19 protein-coding genes are annotated in these 23,759 nt (G+C 49.4%); 13 read left to right on the forward strand and 6 right to left on the reverse strand.

Annotated features, from left to right (window positions below; translation table 11 throughout):
- Window positions 1-28 precede the first annotated feature (28 nt).
- Complete coding sequence (locus tag Q0577_RS04690) at window positions 29-547, forward strand: hypothetical protein (protein ID WP_298733275.1); 519 nt, start codon at window positions 29-31, stop codon at window positions 545-547.
- 57 nt (window positions 548-604) lie between these two features.
- Here the strand turns inward: Q0577_RS04690 and Q0577_RS04695 are convergent, their stop codons facing one another.
- From Q0577_RS04695 to Q0577_RS04710, 4 genes are all read right to left on the reverse strand, one after another.
- Window positions 605-2,149 carry a RagB/SusD family nutrient uptake outer membrane protein gene (locus Q0577_RS04695; protein ID WP_298733277.1) on the reverse strand — a complete coding sequence of 515 codons (1,545 nt, stop codon included), beginning with the start codon at window positions 2,147-2,149 and terminating at the stop codon, window positions 605-607.
- 28 nt (window positions 2,150-2,177) lie between these two features.
- The gene (locus Q0577_RS04700) at window positions 2,178-5,396 is read right to left on the reverse strand and encodes a TonB-dependent receptor (RefSeq protein WP_298733279.1); all 3,219 of its coding nucleotides are present in this window, start codon (window positions 5,394-5,396) and stop codon (window positions 2,178-2,180) included.
- 440 nt (window positions 5,397-5,836) lie between these two features.
- Window positions 5,837-6,862 carry a substrate-binding domain-containing protein gene (locus Q0577_RS04705; RefSeq protein ID WP_298733281.1) on the reverse strand — a complete coding sequence of 342 codons (1,026 nt, stop codon included), beginning with the start codon at window positions 6,860-6,862 and terminating at the stop codon, window positions 5,837-5,839.
- 106 nt (window positions 6,863-6,968) lie between these two features.
- Complete coding sequence (locus Q0577_RS04710; RefSeq protein ID WP_298733283.1) at window positions 6,969-7,919, reverse strand: endo-beta-N-acetylglucosaminidase H; 951 nt, start codon at window positions 7,917-7,919, stop codon at window positions 6,969-6,971.
- Between the two features lie 80 nt (window positions 7,920-7,999).
- Between Q0577_RS04710 and bshB1 the strand changes: the two genes are divergently transcribed.
- From bshB1 to glgB, 12 genes are all read left to right on the forward strand, one after another.
- Window positions 8,000-8,746, forward strand: coding sequence for a bacillithiol biosynthesis deacetylase BshB1 (bshB1, locus tag Q0577_RS04715; RefSeq protein ID WP_298733285.1), 747 nt, complete (start codon window positions 8,000-8,002; stop codon window positions 8,744-8,746).
- 28 nt (window positions 8,747-8,774) lie between these two features.
- Complete coding sequence (locus tag Q0577_RS04720) at window positions 8,775-9,680, forward strand: serine hydrolase (RefSeq protein WP_298733287.1); 906 nt, start codon at window positions 8,775-8,777, stop codon at window positions 9,678-9,680.
- Window positions 9,681-10,127: 447 nt separating this feature from the next.
- The gene (locus tag Q0577_RS04725; protein ID WP_298733289.1) at window positions 10,128-10,682 is read left to right on the forward strand and encodes a peroxiredoxin; all 555 of its coding nucleotides are present in this window, start codon (window positions 10,128-10,130) and stop codon (window positions 10,680-10,682) included.
- Window positions 10,683-10,783: 101 nt separating this feature from the next.
- Window positions 10,784-11,371 carry a carboxymuconolactone decarboxylase family protein gene (locus Q0577_RS04730; protein ID WP_298733291.1) on the forward strand — a complete coding sequence of 196 codons (588 nt, stop codon included), beginning with the start codon at window positions 10,784-10,786 and terminating at the stop codon, window positions 11,369-11,371.
- A gap of 272 nt (window positions 11,372-11,643) precedes the next feature.
- Complete coding sequence (gene rpmB, locus Q0577_RS04735; protein ID WP_145715343.1) at window positions 11,644-11,880, forward strand: 50S ribosomal protein L28; 237 nt, start codon at window positions 11,644-11,646, stop codon at window positions 11,878-11,880.
- Between the two features lie 27 nt (window positions 11,881-11,907).
- Window positions 11,908-12,090 (forward strand): 50S ribosomal protein L33, encoded by a 183-nt coding sequence (gene rpmG / locus Q0577_RS04740; RefSeq protein WP_298733294.1) that lies wholly within the window; start codon window positions 11,908-11,910, stop codon window positions 12,088-12,090.
- Between the two features lie 91 nt (window positions 12,091-12,181).
- On the forward strand, window positions 12,182-12,352 hold the full coding sequence (locus Q0577_RS04745; RefSeq protein WP_298733295.1) for a DUF4295 family protein: 171 nt from the start codon (window positions 12,182-12,184) through the stop codon (window positions 12,350-12,352).
- Window positions 12,353-12,568: 216 nt separating this feature from the next.
- The gene (ftsY, locus tag Q0577_RS04750; RefSeq protein WP_298733297.1) at window positions 12,569-13,531 is read left to right on the forward strand and encodes a signal recognition particle-docking protein FtsY; all 963 of its coding nucleotides are present in this window, start codon (window positions 12,569-12,571) and stop codon (window positions 13,529-13,531) included.
- Window positions 13,532-13,702: 171 nt separating this feature from the next.
- Entirely contained in the window at window positions 13,703-14,590 is an 888-nt protein-coding gene (locus Q0577_RS04755) for a cupin-like domain-containing protein (protein ID WP_298733299.1), read from the forward strand.
- Between the two features lie 223 nt (window positions 14,591-14,813).
- A complete protein-coding gene (gene rimO, locus Q0577_RS04760) occupies window positions 14,814-16,121 on the forward strand; it encodes a 30S ribosomal protein S12 methylthiotransferase RimO (RefSeq protein WP_298733301.1) in 1,308 nt (435 codons plus the stop codon).
- A 145-nt stretch (window positions 16,122-16,266) separates the two neighbouring features.
- Window positions 16,267-17,979: a DEAD/DEAH box helicase gene (locus Q0577_RS04765; RefSeq protein WP_298733303.1), complete on the forward strand. Its 1,713-nt coding sequence runs from the start codon at window positions 16,267-16,269 to the stop codon at window positions 17,977-17,979.
- Window positions 17,980-18,105: 126 nt separating this feature from the next.
- On the forward strand, window positions 18,106-20,040 hold the full coding sequence (glgB, locus tag Q0577_RS04770) for a 1,4-alpha-glucan branching protein GlgB (RefSeq protein ID WP_298733304.1): 1,935 nt from the start codon (window positions 18,106-18,108) through the stop codon (window positions 20,038-20,040).
- A gap of 188 nt (window positions 20,041-20,228) precedes the next feature.
- On the opposite strand, the gene Q0577_RS04775 is transcribed toward glgB, so the two are convergent.
- Both Q0577_RS04775 and Q0577_RS04780 read right to left on the reverse strand, forming a co-directional pair.
- Window positions 20,229-20,594, reverse strand: coding sequence for a KGG domain-containing protein (locus tag Q0577_RS04775; RefSeq protein WP_298733306.1), 366 nt, complete (start codon window positions 20,592-20,594; stop codon window positions 20,229-20,231).
- A 614-nt stretch (window positions 20,595-21,208) separates the two neighbouring features.
- Complete coding sequence (locus Q0577_RS04780) at window positions 21,209-23,602, reverse strand: glycoside hydrolase family 31 protein (RefSeq protein WP_298733308.1); 2,394 nt, start codon at window positions 23,600-23,602, stop codon at window positions 21,209-21,211.
- Window positions 23,603-23,759: the final 157 nt, after the last annotated feature.

Here is a 23,759-nt window from a genome sequence, read left to right on the forward strand (position 1 = left end):
TTCTTAATTATTGGCTAAGTTTGATGGTATGAAACCATTGACAACGCTATTATGCCTGTTGCTGCCGGGAACGGTGGCCCTGGCACAGGAACCAACTGACGATCCGATACAGGTATATGTAATTGACAGTGTGGAAGCAGGACCTGAAGCGATGAACGGGCTGGGGCCCGACCAGATTGCCATGATTACCATTGCAAGGGGAAAGAAGACCGTGGAGAAATACGGTGAGCGGGCAGCCAGCGGGGTATTTTATATCGAAACAAAACCGTTTGCACGTAAGCGTTATAACCGCATGTTCAGCGAGTTGTCGCCTGCTTATGCGGCTGCCTTGCAGCGTTATGGCAGCGACAGCAGCTTTCAGTATGTTATGGGTGATAGTGTGCTGCACACCAATATTGAGTCGCAGCTGGCCGCATTAACGCCAAAGGATATTGCGGAGATCAGGATAGAGGGCGGGCCGCCATCTGGAAAGAAGCTATCCAAGACGAGGGAAGACGAACTGAAAGTTATTATCAGAACACCACAGGACCTTCCGAAACAGCCATAAAAAAACCAGGAGCAGTTATCGCTCCTGGTTTTTTATTTATTACGCTTTCTTGTTTACTTATTGTACATATCCCGGGTTCTGCGGGCGCAGGTTCGGGTTGTTGTTGTACTCCAGTGTAGGCAGCGGGAACAGCAGGTGTTTTTCCTGCAGGGTAGGCGCGTTAGCGGTACCGTAGTTGAACCTGTGACCTACAAATTCGTCGAAGTTGTTGGTTGTTTCATTGTATGCTTTACGCAGGCGTACCATGTCGAACCAGGTTTTGCCTTCGTAGCAGAGCTCGTGCCAGCGCTCACGCCATACAGCGAGGCGGAAGTCAGCCTCGGTGAAAGAGGTTGGAGTGGTAAGTCTTGCGCGGTCGCGGATCTGTTTCAGCGCCGCAATGGCCTGGGCATTCGGTCCGTGGTCTGCTTCATTTTGTGCTTCAGCGTAAATGAGCAGTACTTCAGCGTAACGGATCAGGGTCCAGTTCATGCCGCTTTGAGCTGTACCTGCTATGCCTGCAGTACCGTTAGCCACCCTGTCAAAGTGTTTGAAAATGTAAGGCCTGTTCAGTTGTTTCAGCGCGCCGTTACCGTTGGTATAGTAGGCGGTGTAGAAGAACTGTTGCTCCTCTGTACGTCTGTCGCCAGGTTCAAAAGAGTCATAGAAGGCCTGGGTAGGGATGGTGCTACCCACCTGTGTACCATATGCGGAGATACCACCAAAGTTAGGCAGCATGGATTCCTGGAAAGGATTGTTCACGATACCCTGTGCATACTGTATCTGGAAGATCAGCTCTCCCGTGTTCTTTATGGCAGGGTTGTGTAGTGAATCGTAGCCTGGGAACAGCTGGAAGCTGCCATTGTCGATCACTTCTTTAGCCTTATCTGCAGCGAGCCTGAAATAACCGTCTTTTTTCAGCGGTTCTCCGGCCATGGTGAGATATACGCTGGCGAGCAGTGATTTCACCGCACCCAGCGAAGCTCTTCCGCTTGCATTTGTCCAGGGCAGACCGGATTGTTCTGCTTTGGTAAGATCGCTGACGATAAGCTGGTAAACGCTATCCTGGGAAGTACGGCCGGGATACAGTTTAGGATCGGTGTAGCTGGTTACGGGCTCAGTGAGCAGGGGCACATCACCAAACAGCCTTACCAGCCAGTAGTAATGCAGTGCGCGCAGGAAGTAGGCTTCGCCCATGTTCCTGGCTTTTTGCGCTTCATCCATCGGGTTAATGCCGGGTATTTTGGCAATAGCCTGGTTGGCGTTGGAGATGTTGAGATACAGGTTCTGCCACCATTGCCTTACGTGGAGGTTATCCGGGTTGTAAGCCAGGTTGAGCAGGTTATTCAGGTCAGAGTTCTGACCGGTTTCAGAGCCGGTAGTGCCGGTGGGCGCTTCCAGCAGCTGGTAGTTATTGGAGAAAATGCCGGTGCCATTGCCGATGAAGCGCAGGTTGGCATAGATGGCAGTCAATGCTGCATCCGCATGTTCGGGCAGGGTGTAGAAGTTATCCGGCGTAAGGTTGGAAGGATCTTCTTCTTCCAGGAACTTGGAACAACCAGACACTGCGAACATCGCGCCACAGATCAAAATCAGACAGAATCGTTTTATCGTCAGTTGCATGATAATAAGCTTTTTAATTAGCAATGAGTTACAGTCCAACGTTCAGGCCCAGTGTAAAGGTGGTGGGCTTGGGATAGTCGAAGAAGGTCTGACCCTGCGTAAATGCCTGGTCATAGGTGCTTACTTCCGGATCATTGCCGCTGTAGTTGGTAACCAGGAAGAAGTTCTGTACAGAACCATAGATCCTGAGTTTGCTCAGGTGGTATCTTTTCAGTGCGCCTTCTTTGAAGGTATATCCCAGCAACAGGTTCCTGCCACGGAGGAAGGAGCCGTCCTCTACCCAGCGGGTGTCTACGTTGGTAACATAACCAGCCCTGGTATCGCGTAAGGCAGCGATGGGGGTGTTCTGGTTTTCCGGTGTCCATGCATTCAGCACTGTTTTGTAGCTGTTAGCAATGGCTACGCGGTCTTCACCGGAGTGTTTGGTCATGTTCAGTACGTCATTGCCATAGGTGAATTGCAGGTCCAGGGTCAGGTCCCAGTTCTTGTAACGGAATGAGTTGATCAGTGAACCGTAGAAGTCGGGGTTGTTGTTACCGATGATTTTACGGTCAGCATCATTGATCTGGTAGTCGCCGTTCACGTCTTCGTACCTGATATCACCCGGGAGGATGGTTTTGTTGGAACGGTAGCTGGCAAACTTAGCTGCTTCTGCTGCGTCCTTATCGCTCCAGGTGCCAATGCGGTTCAGCCCCCAGAAGGAACCTACAGACTCACCCACCTTGATGATACCGGTAAAGTTGGTGAAGTTCGGGTTACCGCTGAAGATAGGCGCCGGAGTGGCGAGTGACAGCACTTTGTTCTTGTTGCCGGCGATGTTGAAAGTGGTATTCCAGGTGAAGTCTTTGCCATCTATGTTAACGGTGTTAACAGCAAATTCCCAACCCTTGTTTTCCATGCTGCCGATGTTCCTGGTGATCACAGCATAACCGCTGGAGTAGGGCAGGGGAGATTCCAGCAGCATGTCTGTTGTCTTCCTGTAATAGATATCTGCCTCCAGTGAGATGCGGTTCTGGAACAAACCTACTTCCAGGCCGAGGTCTGCCTGCTGGGTTTTTTCCCATTTCAGGTCAGGATTGGCAAGACGGTTGATACCGATACCGGTAGCCCTTGTGCCATTGAATATACCGGTGTAATCAAAGGTAGAGCCGCCGCCGAAGCCGGTGTAACGGGGACCGATGAGACCCAGTGAAGCGTAGGGACTGGTTTCAGAGTTACCTGTAAGACCGTAGCTGGTACGCAGTTTCAGGTGAGAGAAAGTAGAGTTACCTTTCAGGAACGGTTCTTCAGAAATTCTCCAGGCTACTGCCGCAGAGGGGAAAAACGCATACTTATTGGACTCACCGAATTTGGAAGAACCATCCACACGACCGGTCAGTGTTACCAGGTATTTATCCATCAGACCATAGTTGATACGGCCATAGTAGGAGTTGAATGCAAACCTGGTATTACGTGATTCCGGAGTCGGCAGCGTAGATGCAGAACCCAGGTTGTTGTACTTGAAGTAATCAGTCAGGAAGCCTTCACCGTAAGTAGTAAAGCCTTTCACATTGGTTTCATACCAGGAAGCACCCACCATGCCGGTGAAGTTGTGGATGTCGTTAATCTTCTTGTTATAGGTCAGATAAGTTTCTGAAGAGTAGAAGGTTTCGCGGTTGTCATCCAGTACGGCACGGCCTCTCTGGTTCTGGGAGATCTGGTTCAGGTTACGGCCGCTGTACTCGTTACGCTGGCGGGTAACCACGTCAGCGCCCAGTACGGAGCGCAGTTCCAGTCCCGGCGCCAGGTGCAGGTTCACATAGATGTTACCCAGCACGGTTTGTGTATACAGTTCATAGAAGCGGTTATTCATGATGTTAACCGGGTTTTCACCACCTTCCATGCCCTGGTATTGCCAGTTACCTGCATAGGTACCTGCATATCTGCCACTGGGATATTTCACCGGCAGAATGGGCAGACCTTCTGTGATCATACGCACAGAGTTAAGGCCACCTGTACCGATGTCTACCAGGTTTTCTTTCTGGTTGTTATAGCTGAGGTTACCACCTACAGAGATCCAGTCTTTCAGTTCTGTATCAAAAGTGAAGCGGGCAGAATAACGTTTCAGATAAGAGTTCAGCAGCAGGCCGTTATCATCGCGGTAGCCGAGGTAAACGCCGTAAGAGCCTTTTTCGTTGCCGTTGGTGAAAGACAGCTGGTGGTTCTGGGAGAGTTTGCTTTGGGTAGCTTCTTTCAGCCAGTCTGTATTGTACAGCGGCTCAGGATTGCCGTCTGCACCCAGCCTGAACAGTTCAGGATTACCGAGGGTGTTGCCCACGAGGTAGTTCCTTCTCTTAACTACAGGATCAGAGTAGTTGCCTGCAGCCCAGCCTTGCGGGTCGTAGGTTTGCGCATTTTTATACGCCTGCTCTTCTACCCACAGGAACTCTTTGGAGTCCAGCATTTTTACGCGGTGAGGGCCGATGGTAGGCACGCTGAAGTCAACATCGTAGTTGATGTGACCACCGTCCCTGGGGCCTTTTTTGGTAGTTACCAGCACTACGCCATTGGCGCCGCGGGAACCGTAGATCGCGGTAGCAGAAGCATCTTTCAGTACTTCCACGGAACCGATATCAGAAGGGTTAATATAGTCAATAGCGTTAGAGAACTGTGTTTGGGTACCAACGGGCAGCATCACACCATCGATAATGTACAGCGGGTTGCTGGTAGTGTTGATGGAGCTGAAACCACGGATACGTACACGGGTGGCGCCACCGGGGCGGCCTGAGTTCACACTTACATTCACGCCCGGAATACGGCCTGCGAGGGCCTGGTTCACGGACGGAACCTGGCGTTCCTGCAATTGTGCTGTTTTAACAGTAGCTACGGCGCCGGTGATATCAGATCTTTTCTGAGTACCGTAACCCACTACTACAACGTCCTGCAGTGATTGTACATCAGTAGACAGCGCGATGTTCACTTCTGAACTGCTGCCAATGGCTATTTCCTGGGTAGAATAACCCACGAAAGAAAATATCAGGGCGTTGGCGCCCTTCGGAACATCCAGGGAGAAGGTACCGTCAGGTTTGGTTTGGGTACCTACAGCAGTACCTTTTGCCTGAACGGTTACGCCCGGTAAGGGGCTTTTGTCCTTGGCGTCAGTCACCTGCCCGGAAATTTTCCTGGACTGGGAGAAGGCCATTAAACACATAAATATCCATAACGTGCTTAGGAGGCCACTTCGCATAAGAAAGGTTGTTTTCTTCATACGCTTGGTTTTTTGGTTGTTTAAAAGGTGGAATGACATCGACTCTGCAGTGTTACAGCACAAATGCAAGGGACGAATAACTGGATTGAATAAATACCGCTATATTCGCGCGGCAAAGAATATATGATGGCTTTATAGCAAAGCAGCACCATAACGTGGGTGTCCCTCCCATTAACAGCAAAATCGATTTAGCATTTGGTTATTTAAAAAGAACCCTTCAGGATCCTTTACCAGTACTATTTCATGCTTGATATCGTGGTTTAAGGTTTTAGTTACAAGTTTTAGTTCACTTTTAGTTTTAGTTCGCTTCAGTTTCCGTGATGATGTGGAATCCTTAACGGTTTATCAATAGAATAACTTTCACCGTAAAAATAGTACTCTTTTTTACATTCCAAAACGGATGTGAGAAAAATAATATCAATTATATCGTTTATAATCTGTCAGGTAGAGCGGCGGAGGATCAATTTTCCTTCCAACAGGATCTGTTGTGATTGTTTTGCTGTTTCATCTGCGCTGCCGTTTTTCAGCTGATCCAGTAATAGGGAGATGGCTGTTCTGGCAATACTGGCGATGGGCTGCTCAAATGCGCTGATGCCGGGAGGATAGAGGCGGAACACATCATGATCATCAAAGCAAACCACGGCCAGGTGCTCCGGGATGCGCAGCCCGAGGCGGTCAATGGCTTCCAATCCGGCTACGCCCAGGTAGTTGGTGCTAAAAACCAGGGCATCCGGTTGCCGCCTGCTTTTGATGAAAGCGCTGATGTGGCGGATAATATCGTCCTGCGGCGTATCATATTTTAATTTGAGCACCTGCTGTTTCGCTGCAGTGATATTGTATTGTTCGCAGGCATCACGATAAGCCTGTTCTCTCTGCTGCAGCTGAACAAGATCAAGATCGGGCGTGACGAGGCCGATCCTGCGGTAACCTTTTTCAAGCAGGTGATCTACACAGGAGCGCATGCCTTTATAATTATCTACCAGCACATAGGGCGTGTCCACATCTGTGAAATAGCTGTCCATCAGCACCAGCGGCTGGCGGTGCTGTATTAACTGGCAGATCTCCGATTCCATCCCCGGGGCGGGCGTAATAAGATAGCCGTCTACCTGTTGTTTGAGCATCATCTGAATCAGTTCCTTTCCTTTCCGGGGATTGTTCTCGGTGCTGCAATACAGCACTTTATAACCGTGGCGTTCTGCTTCTTCCTCAATGGTACGGGCCAGTGCGGCGAAGAAGCTGCCGGAAATGCTTTCCACGATCAGTCCCAGTATCCTGGATTGCCCGGTGCGCAGGTTAACGGCTACCGGGTGCGGCTGATAGCCCGCCGCTTTGGCCAGGCGCTCGATCTTTGCGGCCAGCGTGTCGCTGATACGTCTTTGTTTGGCTTTACCGTTGAGCACCAGGGAAACGGTAGATGGGGCTACACCGGCTTTTTTTGCTACATCTTTCAGGGATACTCTTTTCATATTTTCCTCCCGAAAAGATAGGGTGAAAAGTTTGAAAGTTTAAATGTTTAAAGGTGCCCCAATGAGGCTGGCCACTTTCAAACTATTAAACTTTCAAACCTTAAACTCACCTTAAACAATCCGGCGTGGTGTTAACGCTGTCCTTCTGGGTGATGAGGGCGGTACGGGAAAGGTAGTTCTTCACATCTGACCGGGGCAGGTCGTAGTAAAGCACCACACCGTAGCCATCGTTCATGGTTCTCTGGGCCAGGTTGGCAGCGGTAGACAGGGAAGTATGATTGATCCAGATGGCGGCAGGGCCCAGCTGACCTTTGGTCATACCTGCCAATACGGGAGGGGCATAAGTGCCATAGTAGGGGTTCCAGGCATAGTTAATATAATCACCAGTTTTTTTCCCGTTCCAGGAAGAGTGCGCTGCCGCAGGACCAATATTATACAGCGAGATGATCTTGCCGGGCATCAGTTTACGCAGCTCGTCCAGCAGCAGGATGAAGGAGCTGTCGTTAGGCTGGGGCAGACCGTTCTTGCCGTATTCAGCGTATTCATCATCGAAATCGATACCATCCAGTTCGTAGGCGGTAACAGCATCGCTCAGTTGTTGGGCAAAAGCATTGGCTGCGGCACGGCTGGTAAAATTGGCAAAGCCGGCGCCCTGGTGGTTGCCCAGTACAGAAAGGAGTACTTTAATGCCTTTGTCCTGCAGCGGTTGGATGTAGGCAGCGTGGTTGTTCAGTACCGTTGTAACATTGGGATTGTTATAGAGCACGGCTTTCTTTGCCTGGGTATCATAGTTGATGTTGGCGGCAAAAATAATAGCGATGTCAAAGAAGGGTTGTCCGCCGGTCTTCATGGTATAACACTTTGCATTGGCAAAATAGTTATTGTTCACTTCAATATACACCGCGTTCAGCGGACCGGTCTTGCCTTCGGGGCGAACATCTGTAGTGTCGGGAGGGGGCGGCTGGACAGGCGGCTGTTTTGCGTCTTTTTTGCAGGCGATACTAAACAGGCATAACGTGGTAATGGCTAAAAGGGGAGTACAAAATAGTGCTTTCATCAGGCTTTTTTTAATGTATATACGCATAGATAACCATTTATATTATAGCGCCCGGGGGTGTATTTAACCTTTCGAACTTTTTGCGTTCCTTTGCACCCATGAAACTGGATATACTTGCTATTGCAGCCCACCCCGATGATGTGGAGCTCTCCTGCGCAGGCACCCTGATGGTGCACGCCGCCCAGGGGATGAAAGTGGGTGTGGCAGACATGACCCGGGGTGAGCTTGGCACCCGTGGCACACCGGAAACAAGGGCCGCTGAGGCCAAAGCCGCTGCGGAGCTGATGGGCCTGGCCGTTAGAGAAAACCTGGAGCTGGCAGACGGCTTTTTCAGGAACGAAAGAACGGAACAACTGGCCATTATTACGGCTATACGAAAATACCAGCCCGACATTGTGCTGACCAACGCCATAGACGACCGGCATCCGGATCATGGCAGGGCCGCCAGGCTGGTGGCCGACAGCTGCTTCCTGGCAGGGCTGCGCAAAATAGAGACAACGTTTAACGGGCAGTTACAGCAGGCGTGGCGCCCCAAACAGGTGTTCCACTTCTTGCAGGACAGGTACCATGAGCCTGATTTTGTGGTGGACATCACCGCAGTGATGGAGCAGAAACTGGATGCCATCCGCTGTTTTAAAACACAGTTCCTGGCGCCCGAGCAGGAAACACTGCAAACCTATATCTCTTCTCCCTCCTTCTTTGAAAGCGTGATCTACCGCGCTAAAATGCTGGGCAAAATGGTAGGGGTAGCCTATGCGGAAGGATATACCAGCGCCAAGATGATAGGCATCAGGAGCTTTGCAGATCTGATCAACGAGGTAACGTGAGAAATAGCTAACAGCCAACAGCTAATATATGAGGTCCTTCTTTTTGTTTTTTGCGCTGCTGATCAGCAGCACGGTATTCTCTCAACAGGAAGATAAGCGCCTGGCAGCTTTACTGCGCCCTTACCTGGAGAAGCACCATGGCATCGCCGGTATTTATGTGCATCACCTGCAAAAGAACAGGGTGGTGGCTATCAATGCAGATACTGTTTTCCCTACGGCGAGTACCATCAAGGTGCCGATCATGATCGGGATCTTTGACAAGATCGCAAAGGGGGAGCTGCAGTATCACCAGCCGCTGATCTATAAGGACTCCCTGCTGTACCCCGGTGAGGAGGATATCCTGGGCGCGTTTAAGGAAGGGCATAAAATTGATCTTGATAAGGTGATGATGCTGATGCTGACCATGAGCGACAATACGGCCAGCCTCTGGTTACAGTCGCTCGCTGGAGGGGGGCAGCAGATCAACGCCTGGCTGGAGGCTCATGGCTTTGTGAACACCCGTGTGAACAGCCGTACCCCTGGCAGGGAGGCCAACCGCAGCCAGTATGGCTGGGGACAAACCTCACCAAGGGAAATGGCCCGCCTGATGGAAATGATCTATAAAGGAGAGGTGATCAGCAAGGCGGCCAGCGAGCGGATGTACCGCAACCTTTGCCGCAACTATTGGGATACCGAAGGCCTGCTGCAGGTACCGCCGCGCATCAGAACAGCATCGAAGAACGGCGCTGTTAACACATCCCGTTCGGAGGTGGTGATGGTGAACGCCCCACATGGGGATTATGTGTACAGTATTATTACCAAGGAGAACCAGGATCAGCGCTGGGACCGCGATAATGAGGCCTGGGAGCTGTTGCGGACGGTATCGGGGCTGATCTGGCAACACTATGAGAAAAACGACAAATGGGTTCCTGACCCCGGGGTAGGGCAGTTTTAAGTGAAGATGGTATCCAGGGGGCTAGATGAACAGATCCTGCGTAGCGTCAAATTCATCCTGTCTGTTGATGCTGTTTTTGATAAACGGAATCAAAGCAAGGCCCACCGTAATGATCACTAAAAGTACATGCTTAAGTTTCATACCTGCCAAAATTTTCAGTTTCTCTATTATAACTAAATAACGTGCCAAATTGTTACGGTCGGCAGCGACCACGGGTTGCCTGTTAAAGGGCGGTTTATCAGACTTGCGCAGGATTGCGGGCTGGGCGGGGGCGCATATGGATTGTCTATAGGTTTGTTAACTAAGTATAGAAAATATCAATACCTCATCTGGAAAATCTATTTGATTTATTATATGGAGACAAAGAACTTTGCACCTGTTTTTAAAATGCGTGGATATTACGCAAAGCCTGGCAATAAGCATATAAATTAAAACTCAGCAATACAAATGAAAAATGTCACTTTATCCGTAGGGTCTCAGTTCCCCGAGTTCAAAAAAACGGCAGTTGTTTCCTTAGAAAAAGGCAAAGAGTTCTATGATATCTCTTCCGAAGAGATCAAAAACTCCGGCAAATGGCTGGTAATGTTCTGGTGGCCCAAGGACTTCACTTTTGTGTGCCCCACTGAAATTGCAGAATTTAACAAGCACTTCCAGGACTTCACCGACCGTGATGCCATCCTGATCGGCGCTTCTACCGATAGCGAATTTGTGCACCTGGCCTGGAGAAAAGATCACGATGATCTGCGTGGCCTGCAGTTCCCCATGCTGGCTGATACTTCCAAATCACTGGCTGAAGAACTGGGTATCCTGGAGGCTAACGAAAAGATCGCTTACCGCGCTACTTTCATCGTAGATCCCCAGGGCATTGTCCGCTGGGTATCCCTGTACGACCTGAATGTAGGCCGTAACGTAAAAGAAGTGGTACGGGTACTGGATGCACTGCAGACAGACGAGCTGTGCCCCTGCAACTGGCAGAAAGGAGAAGCTACCCTGACTGCGTAATATATCTTTCACTGATTGAGGGTTTGGAGGTTTGAAGGTTTGACACGTTCTCCTTCGGACTTTCAAACCCTCAAACTTTCAATCTATAATTACAACAAATCATGTTTGCTACAACGAATAACGATACGGCCATCCAGCTGTTACAGACCGTAGGTATCACCGACACCCAGCTGCCGGTAAACCTGCAAACCCTGGCCACTACAGATGTCCGTTACCTGAAGGATCTGAAACTGAACGTCACCAACTCTCTCGGCGCCGCCACCCTCAGCAAAAAGGAGGCTTACCTGATAGGCGTAGCCGTAGCGGTAAACGAGAAACAGGCTGCCCTGCAGGCTGGTTTTGAAAAGCTGTCGCAGCAGGAAGGTGCTACCGACAAGGAAATTGCAGAAGCTATCAGCTGTACTTCCCTGATGAATGCCAATAACGTGTTTTACCGTTTCCGTCACTTTGTGAATAAGGAATTCTATTCCAGCACCCCCGCCGGTATCCGGATGAGCATTATGGCCAGCCCTGTACTGGGCAAAGAGTTCTTTGAGCTGTTAAGCCTGGTGATCTCCGCCCTGAACGGCTGCGAAATGTGCGTTACTTCTCACGAAGAAGCCGTATTAAAACATGGTACTGAGCAGCAACGCGTGCTGGATGCCGTAAGACTGGGTGCAGTGCTCAGGAGCCTGGCGGTACTATTTTAACAAAAAGCCCCGGAGCAAGGATAAGCCTTGGTGAAGCCTATGCGAAGCCTGGTAAAACCAGGTAAAATAATATTATCAAAAAGCAGGAGCGAGGTGCCGGCGGATGTGGAAAAGTTAAAGTGAGTTAGGATAAACAATTGATTTTAAGTTGTTTTTATCCGTCAGTACATTTGCATATTTTGCACATTTAGATAATGTTAATAAATTCGGGCAAGAATATTTGTGAAATAAATAAAAAAAGTGGACTTTTGCAGTCCAAAATTTTTAAGATCATGGCAAGAGTATGTCAGGTGACAGGAAAGAAGCCGATAACAGGTCACCATGTTTCCTTCTCTAATATCAAAACAAAGAGAAGATTTCTGCCCAACCTGCAGAAAAAGCGTTTTTTCCTGGCGGAAGAAGATCGCTGGATATCCTTGAAAGTGTCTGCTGACGGTTTAAGGACTATTAACAAAAGAGGTTTGTATGCAGTAGTGAAGGAATTGCGTGCAGCCGGACAGGAAATTTAATTACGGAATTCACTAATTGTATATACAATGGCAAAGAAAGGTAACAGGGTGCAAGTGATCCTGGAATGTACCGAGCACAAGACCACTGGTCAGCCAGGCACTTCCCGTTATATCACCACCAAGAACAAAAAGAACACTCCTGAACGTATGGAGCTGAAGAAGTACAACCCTATCCTGAGGAAGGTGACTGTACACAAAGAAATTAAATAATTTTGTTGAATTGTCGGTATGGTGAAATGGTTGTTGTAAGCAACTGTTTCAACACCAGTAAGCACAATTAAACCAATAAACCAATAAACCAATGGCAAAACAAGCTAAGACCGCGATCAAGAAAGATGCTAAGGCAGCTGCTGATGCTAAAGTGTGGACCAAAGTGATCAAAGCGGTACGTTCTCCGAAAACCGGCGCCTATACTTTTAAGGAAGCTATTGTGCACAAAGACAAAGTGCAGGAGTACATGAACCAAAAGTAATTCGGCTTTACTAAATTATACTGCAAGAAGCTGTTCCGTTCCTGGACAGCTTTTTGTGTTTGTGGCCGGTTCATCGTCCATTGCGCGTAACCATAGACCTTGCCCCCACATAATAATATTGTAAATTGCAACTCCTTTGTCTTAATTTAAAGACTCTAATGAAGGGGATACCTTCTGTGGGCCATGGATGATGGACCATCGACTAAAAGAACCATTATGAGCTTTTTCAATAAACTATTTTCCCGGGAAAAGAAAGAGAGCCTGGATCAGGGATTACAGAAGACCAAAGAAAGCTTTCTGTCCAAGATCGGTAAAGCCATCGCGGGTAAGTCCACCGTAGATACCGAAGTACTCGATAACCTGGAGGAAGCACTCGTATCTGCAGACGTTGGCGTAGATACCACCGTACAAATAATTGACCGGATAGAGAAACGTGTAGCAAAAGACAAATACCTGGGAACCAGTGAATTGAACAAGATACTGCAAGAAGAGATTGCAGCCATCCTGGTAGATGCACCCGATAGCGGCTTCCGCGATTTCGAGGTGCCCGAAGGTAAGAAGCCGTATGTGATTATGGTGGTAGGCGTGAACGGCGTTGGTAAGACCACCACCATCGGTAAACTGGCCTATAATTTCAGGAAAGCAGGTAAATCTGTACTGCTGGGCGCTGCCGATACTTTCAGGGCTGCAGCGGTAGACCAGCTCACCATCTGGAGCGAGCGCGCAGGCGTACCCATTGTTAAGCAGCAAATGGGATCCGACCCCGGCGCCGTAGCATTTGATACCGTACAGAGCGGGGTAGCCAGGAATGTAGATGTGATCATTGTGGATACCGCAGGGCGTTTACATAACAAGGCCTACCTGATGGACGAATTGAGCAAGATCAGGCGGGTAATGAAAAAAGTGGTGCCCGACGCACCACATGAGGTACTGCTGGTGCTGGATGGCTCTACCGGTCAGAATGCCCTGGAGCAGGCCAAACAATTCACTGCTGCCACAGAAGTTACTTCCCTCGCTATCACCAAACTGGATGGCACCGCTAAAGGCGGGGTGGTACTGGCTATTGCCAACCAGTTTAAGATACCTGTAAAATACATCGGCATTGGCGAGAAAATGGAGGATCTGCAAATCTTTGATAAAGAGGAGTTTGTAGATTCGCTGTTTAACATAAAGGGCTGATTGTCAACACGCTTAATAATATCATCTGTAAATCCCATTAAAGTAGTCTCAGCGTTATAAGGCGCTGGGTTTGAGTTCTTTGTATTGTTAATGGTACGTCCTTTTTTTATAAATTTGGGATAGTAGTTCTTGTTTTTACCCTTACCGCTTATATCACCACAATTCGTTTATATGCAAATCACCACTATAGACAGAGTTGAAAAGATAACACCGGAAGTATTCAGGAAGCAGTATTATCAGCCCCGTAGACCGGTAGTGATTACCGGCTTAAGTGAAGAGTGGCCCGCCCGGGAAAAATGGACCTGGGATTACTTTAAATCCATTGTCGGCCAGCAAACGGTAGGAGTATACAATAATGAGCGGGCCAGCGCCAGTACGCCCGTAAACGGGGCAGACGATTATATCCGTTTTGGGGACTACCTCGATATGATACAGCAGGGACCGGTGACCCTGCGCATCTTCCTTTTCAATATCTTCCAGCATGCCCCCCAGCTCACTAAAGATTTTTACTGGCCGGATCACCTGGCAAAAGGCCTGCTCAAAAAGTACCCCATGTTGTTTGCAGGAGGCGCCGGTTCGGTGGCTCATATGCATTATGACATTGACCTTTCACACATCTTCCATACCCAGTTCCTGGGCCGCAAACGGGTTTTACTGCTGGAGAATAAGCAGTCGCCCTATATTTACCGCATGCCCTTCACCGTTGAAAGCGCGGCCAGTTTTGTGAACTGGCACCAGGCGCTGGACACACAGCAATTCCCGGCACTGCAATACGCCAATGGGTATACGACCGTCCTGGAGCACGGCGATACGCTTTTTATGCCGGGGGGCTACTGGCACCACATGGAGTATATGGACAGCGGTTTTGCCATGAGCCTGCGGGCGTTAGACCAGAGCCTCACCGGTAAACTGAACGGACTGTACCATATTGTGGGGCTCCGGGGCATGAATAACCTGCTGATCAAACTGGCGCCGCAGTGGTGGTATCACTATAAGCGGAGGGCGGCGCACCGGAATGCCATGCGTGCGTTGGGGCAATTAACAACTAGTAATGAATAATTAATAGCTAAGAATTGCAGCGGGAGTGGCCAGCCAGCAGGAAATGGAGGGCTGCCCGTGTCATGATTATTCATTCTTAATTATTAATTGTTAATTTTTTTTATTAATTTTGCACCTTCTCATATAAGCAAGCCCCCACTAAGGCTAAGTACACATACAGTAAGTCTGCTGTTTTTATTTGTTCGTGTCTTAATTGTCTTCGTGGCGGTAACCCAACCGGCAAATGAAGACGAAAACTTTAAAGAAAGACAAGGTTAATATTATTACGTTAGGATGTTCCAAGAATATGGTGGATTCAGAGGTCCTCAGCGGACAGCTGCTAGCCAATGACATTGATGTGGTGCACGAAAGTGGAAAGAAGGATCACAACATTGTAGTGGTAAACACCTGTGGTTTTATTGATAAAGCCAAAGAGGAGTCTATCAACACCATCCTGGAGCAGGTGGAGCTGAAGCAAAGGGGCTGGCTGGACAAAGTTTATGTAACCGGCTGCCTGAGCGAACGTTACCGTGGCGACCTGGAACAGGAGATACCCGGTGTGGACGCCTGGTTCGGAACAATGGAACTGCCGCTGATCTTAAAGAAGTTTGACGCGGACTATAAAGCAGAACTGCTGGGCGAACGCCTCTTAGCTACTCCCGCACATTATGCCTACCTGAAAATATCTGAAGGCTGTAACCGTACCTGTTCTTTTTGCGCTATTCCCCTGATGCGGGGTGGCCATGTATCCAAGCCGATCGAAGCAATTGTACAGGAAGCGGAAAAGCTGGTGCGTTTCGGCGTCAAAGAAGTGATGCTGATAGCGCAGGAGCTGACCTATTACGGCCTTGATCTGTATAAGGAACGCCGCCTGGCCCAGCTGCTGAAGGCACTTGCTGCGATACCCGGACTGGAGTGGATCCGCCTGCATTATGCCTACCCGCACAAATTCCCGATGGATGTGCTGGACGTAATGCGCGAGCATCCCAACATCTGCAATTACCTGGATATGCCTTTACAGCATGCGGCTGACAATATGCTGAAAGCCATGAAAAGGCAGATCACCCGCACAGAAATGGAAGATCTTATCCGTGCCATCCGCGAAAAGGTACCGGGTATTTGTTTGCGTACCACCCTCATTACCGGTTTCCCCGGCGAAACGCTGGAAGACGTAGAAGAGATGAAACGTTTCCTCGAAGCCGTGCGTTTTGACCGCGTAGGCATCTTTACCTACAGCCATGAAGAAGGTACCAGCGCTTATGACCTGGAAGACAACATTCCGGCTGAAGAAAAGGAGCGGAGGGCGCAGGAGATCATGGAAGTACAGCAGGAAATATCTTACGAGAAGAACCAGGAAATGATCGGCAAGGTCTTTAAGGTGATCGTGGATAAGAAAGAATCCGGCCGTTACCTGGGCAGAACAGAATTTGACTCCGTAGAGGTGGATAACGAGGTGATCATCAATACCAGCAAACGTCTGCAACCCGGCGACTTTGTGCAGGTTAGGATCACCAAGGCGTTTGATTACGACCTGGAAGGAGAATTAGTATAAACGCTGAAAGCAGCACGCTGAACGCTGAAAGCGATCCCTTGCTGCAGCAGTATATCGGAAACATACAGAGCGTTTGGCGTGAAGTGCTAAGCGTTCAGCACAAAAAAATACAAGGGCTCCGGACGGAGCCTGTTAAAGCAAATCAATGACTACATTTGAATCACTGGGCTTACAAGAGCCCATTCTTAAAGGAATCCAGGATCTGGGATTTGTTGCACCTACGCCCATACAGGAAAAAGCAATACCTGTATTATTGTCCGGCGACAGGGATTTTGTGGGACTGGCACAAACAGGGACCGGAAAGACGGCAGCATTTGGCCTGCCTTTATTACAACAACTGGATATCAAACGCAGGCAGCCGCAGGGACTTGTATTATGTCCTACCCGTGAGCTGTGCCTGCAGATAACCAATGATCTGAAGAATTTCAGCAAACACCTGGGAGATATCAGCGTGGTGGCCGTTTATGGCGGCGCAAGCATTGTACAGCAGCTGCGCGAGCTGAAAAGAGGCGCACACGTGGTAGTAGCTACCCCGGGCAGGCTGCTGGATATTATAGAACGTGGCGCTATCAATTTTGACCAGGTGCGCTACGCCGTACTGGATGAAGCCGATGAAATGCTGAACATGGGTTTCCAGGAAGATATCAACAACATCTTATCCAAAACCCCGCAAAGCAAAACCACCTGGCTGTTCTCTGCTACCATGCCGCAGGAGGTTCGCCGTATAGCACAAAACTATATGTCCGATCCCTTTGAGCTGACCGTAGGTAACAAGAACAGCGGTAACGCTAATATTGAACATGAATACTACGTGGTGCGTCCCCGTGAAAAATATGCCGCACTGAAACGTATTGTGGATTACAACCCGGAGATTTTCGGCATCATCTTTACCCGTACCAAAATAGAATCTCAGGAGATAGCAGAATCCCTGATCCGCGACGGCTATAATGCCGATGCGCTGCATGGCGACCTTACCCAGCAGCAGCGTGATAAGGTGATGAAACGTTTCCGTGAAAAGTCTTTACAGGTGCTGGTAGCCACCGATGTGGCCGCACGTGGTATCGATGTGGACAATGTAACCCACGTTATCAACTACGAGCTGCCGGATGATGTAGAGAACTACACTCACCGCAGTGGACGTACAGCGCGCGCTGGTAAATCAGGCATATCAATTGCTATCATTACCGGCAGGGATATCGGGAAGATCAGGCAGATAGAAAGGGTGATCGGTAAGAAGTTCACAAAGGCAGAAGTGCCCGATGGTTTTGCAGTGTGTGAGAAGCAGCTGTTCGGACTGGTGCACAAGATCCACAATGTAACGGTGAATGAAGAGCAGATAGAGCCCTACCTGGAGCGTATATACGAAGAATTTGCAGCCATGAGCAAGGAAGAGCTGATCAAGCGCTTTGCTTCACTGGAGTTCAACGAATTCCTGGAGTACTACCAGGATGCGCCTGATCTGAACGTGAAAGAAGAAAGACGTACTTACGAAGGTAATACCATGAGCCACCGTGGTACCGGTAAATTCACCCGCCTGTTCATTAACCTGGGCTCTGTGGATGATTTTACCCGCGGCGATATGCTGCGTTACCTCTGCGATACCAGCGGGGTAAGGGGTAACAAGATTGGCCGTATTGACCTGAAAGGTGTGTATTCTTTCTTCGAAGTGGAGAATGATGTGGTAGACAAATTTGTTCAAGGATTTAAAAAAGCTGAATACAATGGCCGCAGCGTACGCATTGAAATGTCGCAGGATGGAGATAAACGCCGTAGCGGTGGTGGCTCCGGCCGTCCTCACAGAGAGGATGGCAGAAGGTATAGCAGTGCGCCCAGGCCTGGTTTCAAAAAGAGATATTGATCCCCTGAGAGGGACAGATAAAAATAAAAAGTCCTCCTGGTGCAGCCGGGAGGACTTTTTTTGTTATTTTCAGACGGAAAATAACGGCTATTTCCCCCAAACTGAAAACTGTAATCCGGTAAGCTGATGTCTACAGAACCCAACCGCTCACTGTCGCCTGTTGCGCCATTCTCGCTGTTCTCCGCGAAAGATATTGAATTGTTCCAGGCAGGCACACATGAACGCCTATATGAAAAGTTTGGTGCACACACCCTGGAATACGAAGGGGTGAAGGGAACCTACTTTGCCGTATGGGCGCCCAATGCCGCCTACGTGTCTGTAATGGGAGATTTCAATAACTGGGACCGGTATACTCATACACTGTTACCGCGCTGGGACCATTCCGGTATCTGGGAAGGATTTATCCCGCATGTGAAGAAGGGTACCCTGTACAAGTATTTCATCCGTGCAAGGTCTGGCGAAGAGCTGTTCAAGGGAGACCCTTTTGCCCTATACTGGGAGCAGCGGCCCAAAACAGCTTCCATCACCTGGGAGCTGGACTATCACTGGAAAGATAAGAAATGGATGGAGAAGCGGCAACGGCACAACAGCCTGCAAAGTCCTTTCTCTGTATACGAAGTACATCTTGGCTCCTGGCGCCGCCCGGATCCCCATAACCATGAGGTGTTCTATACTTACCGCGAAATAGCGGGTATGCTGGCGCCTTATGCCAAAGAGATGGGCTTTACCCATGTAGAGCTGATGCCTGTGGGAGAACACCCCTTTGACGGTTCCTGGGGATACCAGCAAACCGGCTATTATGCGCCTACATCCCGATACGGTACCCCGCAGGATTTCATGGCCATGGTAGATGCCTTTCACCAGGCAGGCATCGGGGTGATACTGGATTGGGTGCCCTCGCATTTTCCATATGACGCCCATGGCCTGTATCGTTTTGACGGATCGCATGTGTATGAGTATGCGGATATGCGGAAGGGTTATCACCCGGACTGGAACAGCTATATTTTTAACTACAGCCGTAACGAGGTCAAAAGCTTTTTGCTGAGCAACGCTATTTACTGGCTGGATAAATACCACCTGGACGGCCTGCGGGTAGATGCGGTGGCATCTATGATACACCTGGACTACTCGCGCAATGCCGGTGGCTGGGTGCCCAATGAGCAGGGGGGAAGGGAGAACCTGGAGGCCATTGCCTTCCTGAAACACCTGAATGAAAGGGTGTATCACCTGTTCCCCGATACGCAGACCATCGCGGAAGAATCCACCTCGTTCTACGGGGTGTCACGTCCTACCTTTATGGGCGGACTAGGTTTTGGTATGAAGTGGATGATGGGCTGGATGAATGATACGCTGGCCTATTTTAAGCAGGACCCTCTGCACCGCAAATGGCACCAGGATGAATTTACCTTCAGCATCATGTATGCTTTCAGTGAGAACTTCATGCTGCCCCTGAGCCATGATGAAGTGGTGCATGGAAAGTCGCCCATGGTGTATAAGATGCCGGGGGATGACTGGCAGAAATTTGCCAACCTGCGCCTTATGTACGGTTATATGTTTACGCACCCGGGCACCAAGCTCTTATTTATGGGCGATGAGTTTGGGCAAACGGAAGAATGGAATTACAAGTCTGAGCTGAAATGGCATCTTTTGGAACACCCCACACACCTGGGCGCCCAACGGTTTGTAAAAGAGCTGAACCGGCTGTATACCACCGAACCGGCTTTGTACCTGAAGCAGTTTGACCCGGATGGTTTTGAGTGGATCAGCGCTAATGATTACGACAACAGCGTACTGGCTTATATGCGTAAGGGCGCTACAATAGCAGACAATCTGATCATCGTGCTAAATATGACGCCGGTAGCAAGGGAAGAATACCTGCTGGGTATACCCATACCCGGCACCTGGAATGAGATACTGAACAGTGATGATCCGCAGTTTTACGGCAGCGGGGTATTGAATACGGCGCCCGTCAGTGCAGTGCAACAGGAATATAACGGGAAGGAGTATACTATTAAGCTGAGAGTGCCGCCATTAGGCATCAGTGTATTGAAGCAGGGCTGAGGAATGCTGTCTGCAGATAATAAAATATTTAAAGGAGGCACAGGATATCCTGATCTTGTACCTCCTTTTTCTATGGATCAAAGACCGGAAATGTGTAGAAAGCCAACAGGCCACAAGGCCCGGGATCTGCAGATCCGGACATTGTGACCTCCCGGCCTTAAAATTTCAGTGGTTCAATGGGTGAATGATTACGCCGACTGCTGGTTTTCCTGGCGTTGACGTCTGCGGCCATGGGCTGCTTCTCCGCCTTTCTTACCAATAGCGGCCATATGTTCGCGGTTACGGCTTACGGCCTCACCGCCTTTCTTGCCTGCCATGCGAGCTTCTTCTGAAGAAAACTCATGGGCAACCCCCTGCTGGTGAGCGGCACGGCCCCCCATACTGGCAATAGCGCGTTGCTTTTCGCCATCCATGGCTGCAAAACCGCGTAACCCCTTACGACGGCCAGTTTCTTTTTCCGATTCAGTCGTGTTGTTGTCTTCTACCTGGGGGTTTTCATTGGCGACAACGTTTTGCCAGGTTGCTGCTTCCTGGGCCGAGTGGCTGCTTTGCATTGTCATAACATCAAGTTTTAATGTTTTTAGAAATAGTTTCCGTTCACAGAAAATATAAGCGCTTACGGGGAGAGGGGAACAAGGAACGTGCCATGGCCGACTTCGTATTGTGTAGTGGTATTATATGTGGCGAAAGCGTGGACAAACGGGGATAGCGGGTAACTGGTTCTACAGTATAGCGAAAATATCCACACCTTATTGTGGCAAAATTAGTACTATGCCCCTCGCCAAACAGGTCTGGCGTTATAGTTGATTTAAAAAGCTAAAGCACCTGATTATGCTGATACCGCTGATTGCACTGGCTGTAGTTATTATCCTGGTAGTAATGTACCTGATCTCTCAGGCAAACAAGAAAACAAGAGATCAGGGTAACAGGTGAGGGAGCCATGGTCTGTACTGTTCACTATCCACTTTCCATTCTCCGGCATTCACACTGTTCATTTTATTCATTTTAAACTTAGGGGTCTGCAAAGCTTTGCCTGTAGCGCGAATCAACTTACTTTTGAATAAACTCTAAAGTTGGCATAGGTTATGAAAAGGCACTAAGATATCCATCTGTTAGTGCCCTTTTTTTTACTTCATCAGTGATGGGTCATCAGTTGTTATGCCCCTTACTATCTTATAATGAGTTCCTCGAATTTTCTTTCTACGATCACTTTTACAATGCCTACGGCAAAATTGCGTGCGTTCAGCTTGTATGCCTTGCCATCTACCACATATTCCGTGGGCTTGAAGGGCAGGCCATGTAATAGTACGCGGTGCTTCTTGTAAGAAGCCTGGAAATCGCCCATAAACCGCTTTTTAAGACGGAACTGCTGTTTATCTGATACCTGTTTGAAGCGGATGGTGTTGGATTGCCCGTTCTTATAGCCGTAATGATCACCGGCATCTTCATAGAGTGTGCTGCTGGTGGGCTGATCGGAGTAGTACACGTTCAGGATCATTTCATCTATCGGCTTTTCGCCTACATACTGTATAGCGGGATAGTTTGGCAACACGGAGCCTGCTTTTACGAACAACGGCATTTCTTCCAGCGGCGTGTCTATTTTGATCAGCTGACCGCCTTCATATGATCTGTCGTTAAAGAAATAGTACCAGCGCCCTGCAGGCAGGTATACTTCTTTTTCTTTTACCCCCGGCGCATCTACATGGCTGATGAGCAGCGCATCCCCCAGCATGAACTCGTGAGAGCGGTTGTAGGTCTGCGGATCCTGCTGAGCCACAAACGCTAGTGGGCGCAACATGGGCGTGCCGTAATGGTGATATTGCCAGAAGGTGGTATACAGGTAGGGCAGGAGGCGGTACCGCAGTTGAATAAACCGTTTGCAGATAAATTCAAACTTGCTGCCAAAGCTCCAGGGCTCCTGGTTAAAGCCGGTTTCATTGCTGGCGGAGTGGGTACGCATCAGCGGGTGGAAAGTGGCCAGCTGCACCCAGCGGGTATACAGTTCGCCATCGGGCTCCCCGATAAAGCCGCCGATATCGCTGCCTGCAAAAGAAATTCCCGATACGGCCAGGCGCTGACATTGTACATTCGCCAGCCACAGGTGATCCCATTCAGACACGTTGTCGCCTGTCCACACAGAAGCCCAGCGCTGGGCGCCTGCATAGCAGGAGCGGGTAATCACAAAGGGGCGGTTAGGCATCAGGTATTTCTGCAAGCCGGCTGCAGTGGCTTTGCTCATCAGGTGACCATATATGTTGTGCGCCTTGCGGTGGCTCACATCTTCTCCGTCATAGTCATGGCGCACATCTTCAGGGAAGGTGCCCATTTCAAATACGGCAGGTTCGTTCATATCATTCCACACACCTCTTACGCCGGATTCCACCAGGCTTTTGAACAAGCTGCTCCACCACTCGCGCACTTTGGGATCCGTATAGTCAGGAAACACACACTTACCCGGCCATACATCGCCTTCCATCAAAGCGCCATCGGCGCGTTTGCAGAAGAAGTCGCGCTCCATGCCCTGTTTATAGATATCATACTCCGGGTCCGATTTAATACCCGGGTCTATGATCACCACTATCTTGAAGCCCTGTGCATCCAGGTCCTTGATCATGGCTGGCGGGTTGGGAAAAGCCTCATTGTTCCAGGTAAAGCAGCGGAAGCCGTCCATATAGTCAATGTCCAGGTGGATCACATCGCAGGGGATCTGCCGTTTGCGGAACTCTGCTGCAATCTCGCGCACCCTTTTTTCGGGATAGTAGCTCCAGCGGCATTGCTGGTAGCCCAGGGCCCATAAGGGGGGCAGCTCTGCCGTACCGGTTATTTTGGTGTAGGCTTCGGCCACCTGCAGCAGTTCGGGGCCGTACATGAAGTAGTAGTTCATTTCACCGCCCCTGGCCCAGAAACTGCAAACATCCTCTCTTTCATGGCCAAAATCGAACAAGGTACGGAAGGTATTGTCAAAGAAAATACCGTAGCCAATGCCGTGATGCAGGCCATAGTAAAAGGGGATATTGCGGTACAGCGGATCGGTATCCTTCTGGAAACCGTAGGCATCGGTGCCGTAGTTCTCCAGGCGTTTGCCACGTAAGTTGAGGTCGGTGGGCTTGTCGCCTAGCCCGTAGAAGCATTCGCCCTCCTGGATCTGTTTACTGCAGTACACGATTTTGCCACCTTTCAGCAGGTAGTGCTGCCAGTGGAAGCCCATCTCATCCTGGTTGATGATGCGGCCTTCCTGGTCGGTGATGGTAAGACGCAGGTTATCACGGGCCACCCAGATGCGGATGACGTCGGTATAGATCTCAAATACCTCTTCAAATTCACGAATACCGAAATTTACGGGCGATTCTTCCAGCCGTGGGTTGATGGCATAGGAAAAATCTCGTTGAAATTTGCCGTCTGCGGCATAACGGAAGCGGGCAATTTTGTCTGAAATGATCCGCACCTCCAAAATAGTCTCTGCTGTATAAAAATAGAAGTAGTTGCCTTCTTTCTGCCATTTCCTGATAGCATCAGGGTAATGTTTAACGGAATATTTACTGGACGAACTGGTTACTTGCATAAGTTGCTTTTAAAAAATCCGATCTACTGCATAGCCTGGGCTCACGTCATCTAAATTAAAAAAAAAGATTGTGACCACAGCTTTTTCAACGTTTGACATCCTTAATCCGGCGTTCACCTGTAAAAATGATGTGTTGGCTAAATCCGGCCGGAAAAAT

The organism is uncultured Chitinophaga sp., from assembly GCF_937898475.1.
Classification (GTDB): Bacteria; Bacteroidota; Bacteroidia; order Chitinophagales; family Chitinophagaceae; genus Chitinophaga.

Bases quoted from the DNA above. Each gene is read 5' to 3' on its own strand.
- Q0577_RS04690 (WP_298733275.1), top strand. From the start codon at position 29: ATGAAACCATTGACAACGCTATTATGCCTGTTGCTGCCGGGAACGGTG.
- Q0577_RS04695 (WP_298733277.1), bottom strand. From the start codon at position 2,149: ATGCAACTGACGATAAAACGATTCTGTCTGATTTTGATCTGTGGCGCG.
- Q0577_RS04700 (WP_298733279.1), bottom strand. From the start codon at position 5,396: ATGAAGAAAACAACCTTTCTTATGCGAAGTGGCCTCCTAAGCACGTTA.
- Q0577_RS04705 (WP_298733281.1), bottom strand. From the start codon at position 6,862: ATGAAAAGAGTATCCCTGAAAGATGTAGCAAAAAAAGCCGGTGTAGCC.
- Q0577_RS04710 (WP_298733283.1), bottom strand. From the start codon at position 7,919: ATGAAAGCACTATTTTGTACTCCCCTTTTAGCCATTACCACGTTATGC.
- Q0577_RS04720 (WP_298733287.1), top strand. From the start codon at position 8,775: ATGAGGTCCTTCTTTTTGTTTTTTGCGCTGCTGATCAGCAGCACGGTA.
- Q0577_RS04725 (WP_298733289.1), top strand. From the start codon at position 10,128: ATGAAAAATGTCACTTTATCCGTAGGGTCTCAGTTCCCCGAGTTCAAA.
- Q0577_RS04730 (WP_298733291.1), top strand. From the start codon at position 10,784: ATGTTTGCTACAACGAATAACGATACGGCCATCCAGCTGTTACAGACC.
- rpmB (WP_145715343.1), top strand. From the start codon at position 11,644: ATGGCAAGAGTATGTCAGGTGACAGGAAAGAAGCCGATAACAGGTCAC.
- rpmG (WP_298733294.1), top strand. From the start codon at position 11,908: ATGGCAAAGAAAGGTAACAGGGTGCAAGTGATCCTGGAATGTACCGAG.
- Q0577_RS04745 (WP_298733295.1), top strand. From the start codon at position 12,182: ATGGCAAAACAAGCTAAGACCGCGATCAAGAAAGATGCTAAGGCAGCT.
- ftsY (WP_298733297.1), top strand. From the start codon at position 12,569: ATGAGCTTTTTCAATAAACTATTTTCCCGGGAAAAGAAAGAGAGCCTG.
- Q0577_RS04755 (WP_298733299.1), top strand. From the start codon at position 13,703: ATGCAAATCACCACTATAGACAGAGTTGAAAAGATAACACCGGAAGTA.
- rimO (WP_298733301.1), top strand. From the start codon at position 14,814: ATGAAGACGAAAACTTTAAAGAAAGACAAGGTTAATATTATTACGTTA.
- Q0577_RS04765 (WP_298733303.1), top strand. From the start codon at position 16,267: ATGACTACATTTGAATCACTGGGCTTACAAGAGCCCATTCTTAAAGGA.
- glgB (WP_298733304.1), top strand. From the start codon at position 18,106: ATGTCTACAGAACCCAACCGCTCACTGTCGCCTGTTGCGCCATTCTCG.
- Q0577_RS04775 (WP_298733306.1), bottom strand. From the start codon at position 20,594: ATGCAAAGCAGCCACTCGGCCCAGGAAGCAGCAACCTGGCAAAACGTT.
- Q0577_RS04780 (WP_298733308.1), bottom strand. From the start codon at position 23,602: ATGCAAGTAACCAGTTCGTCCAGTAAATATTCCGTTAAACATTACCCT.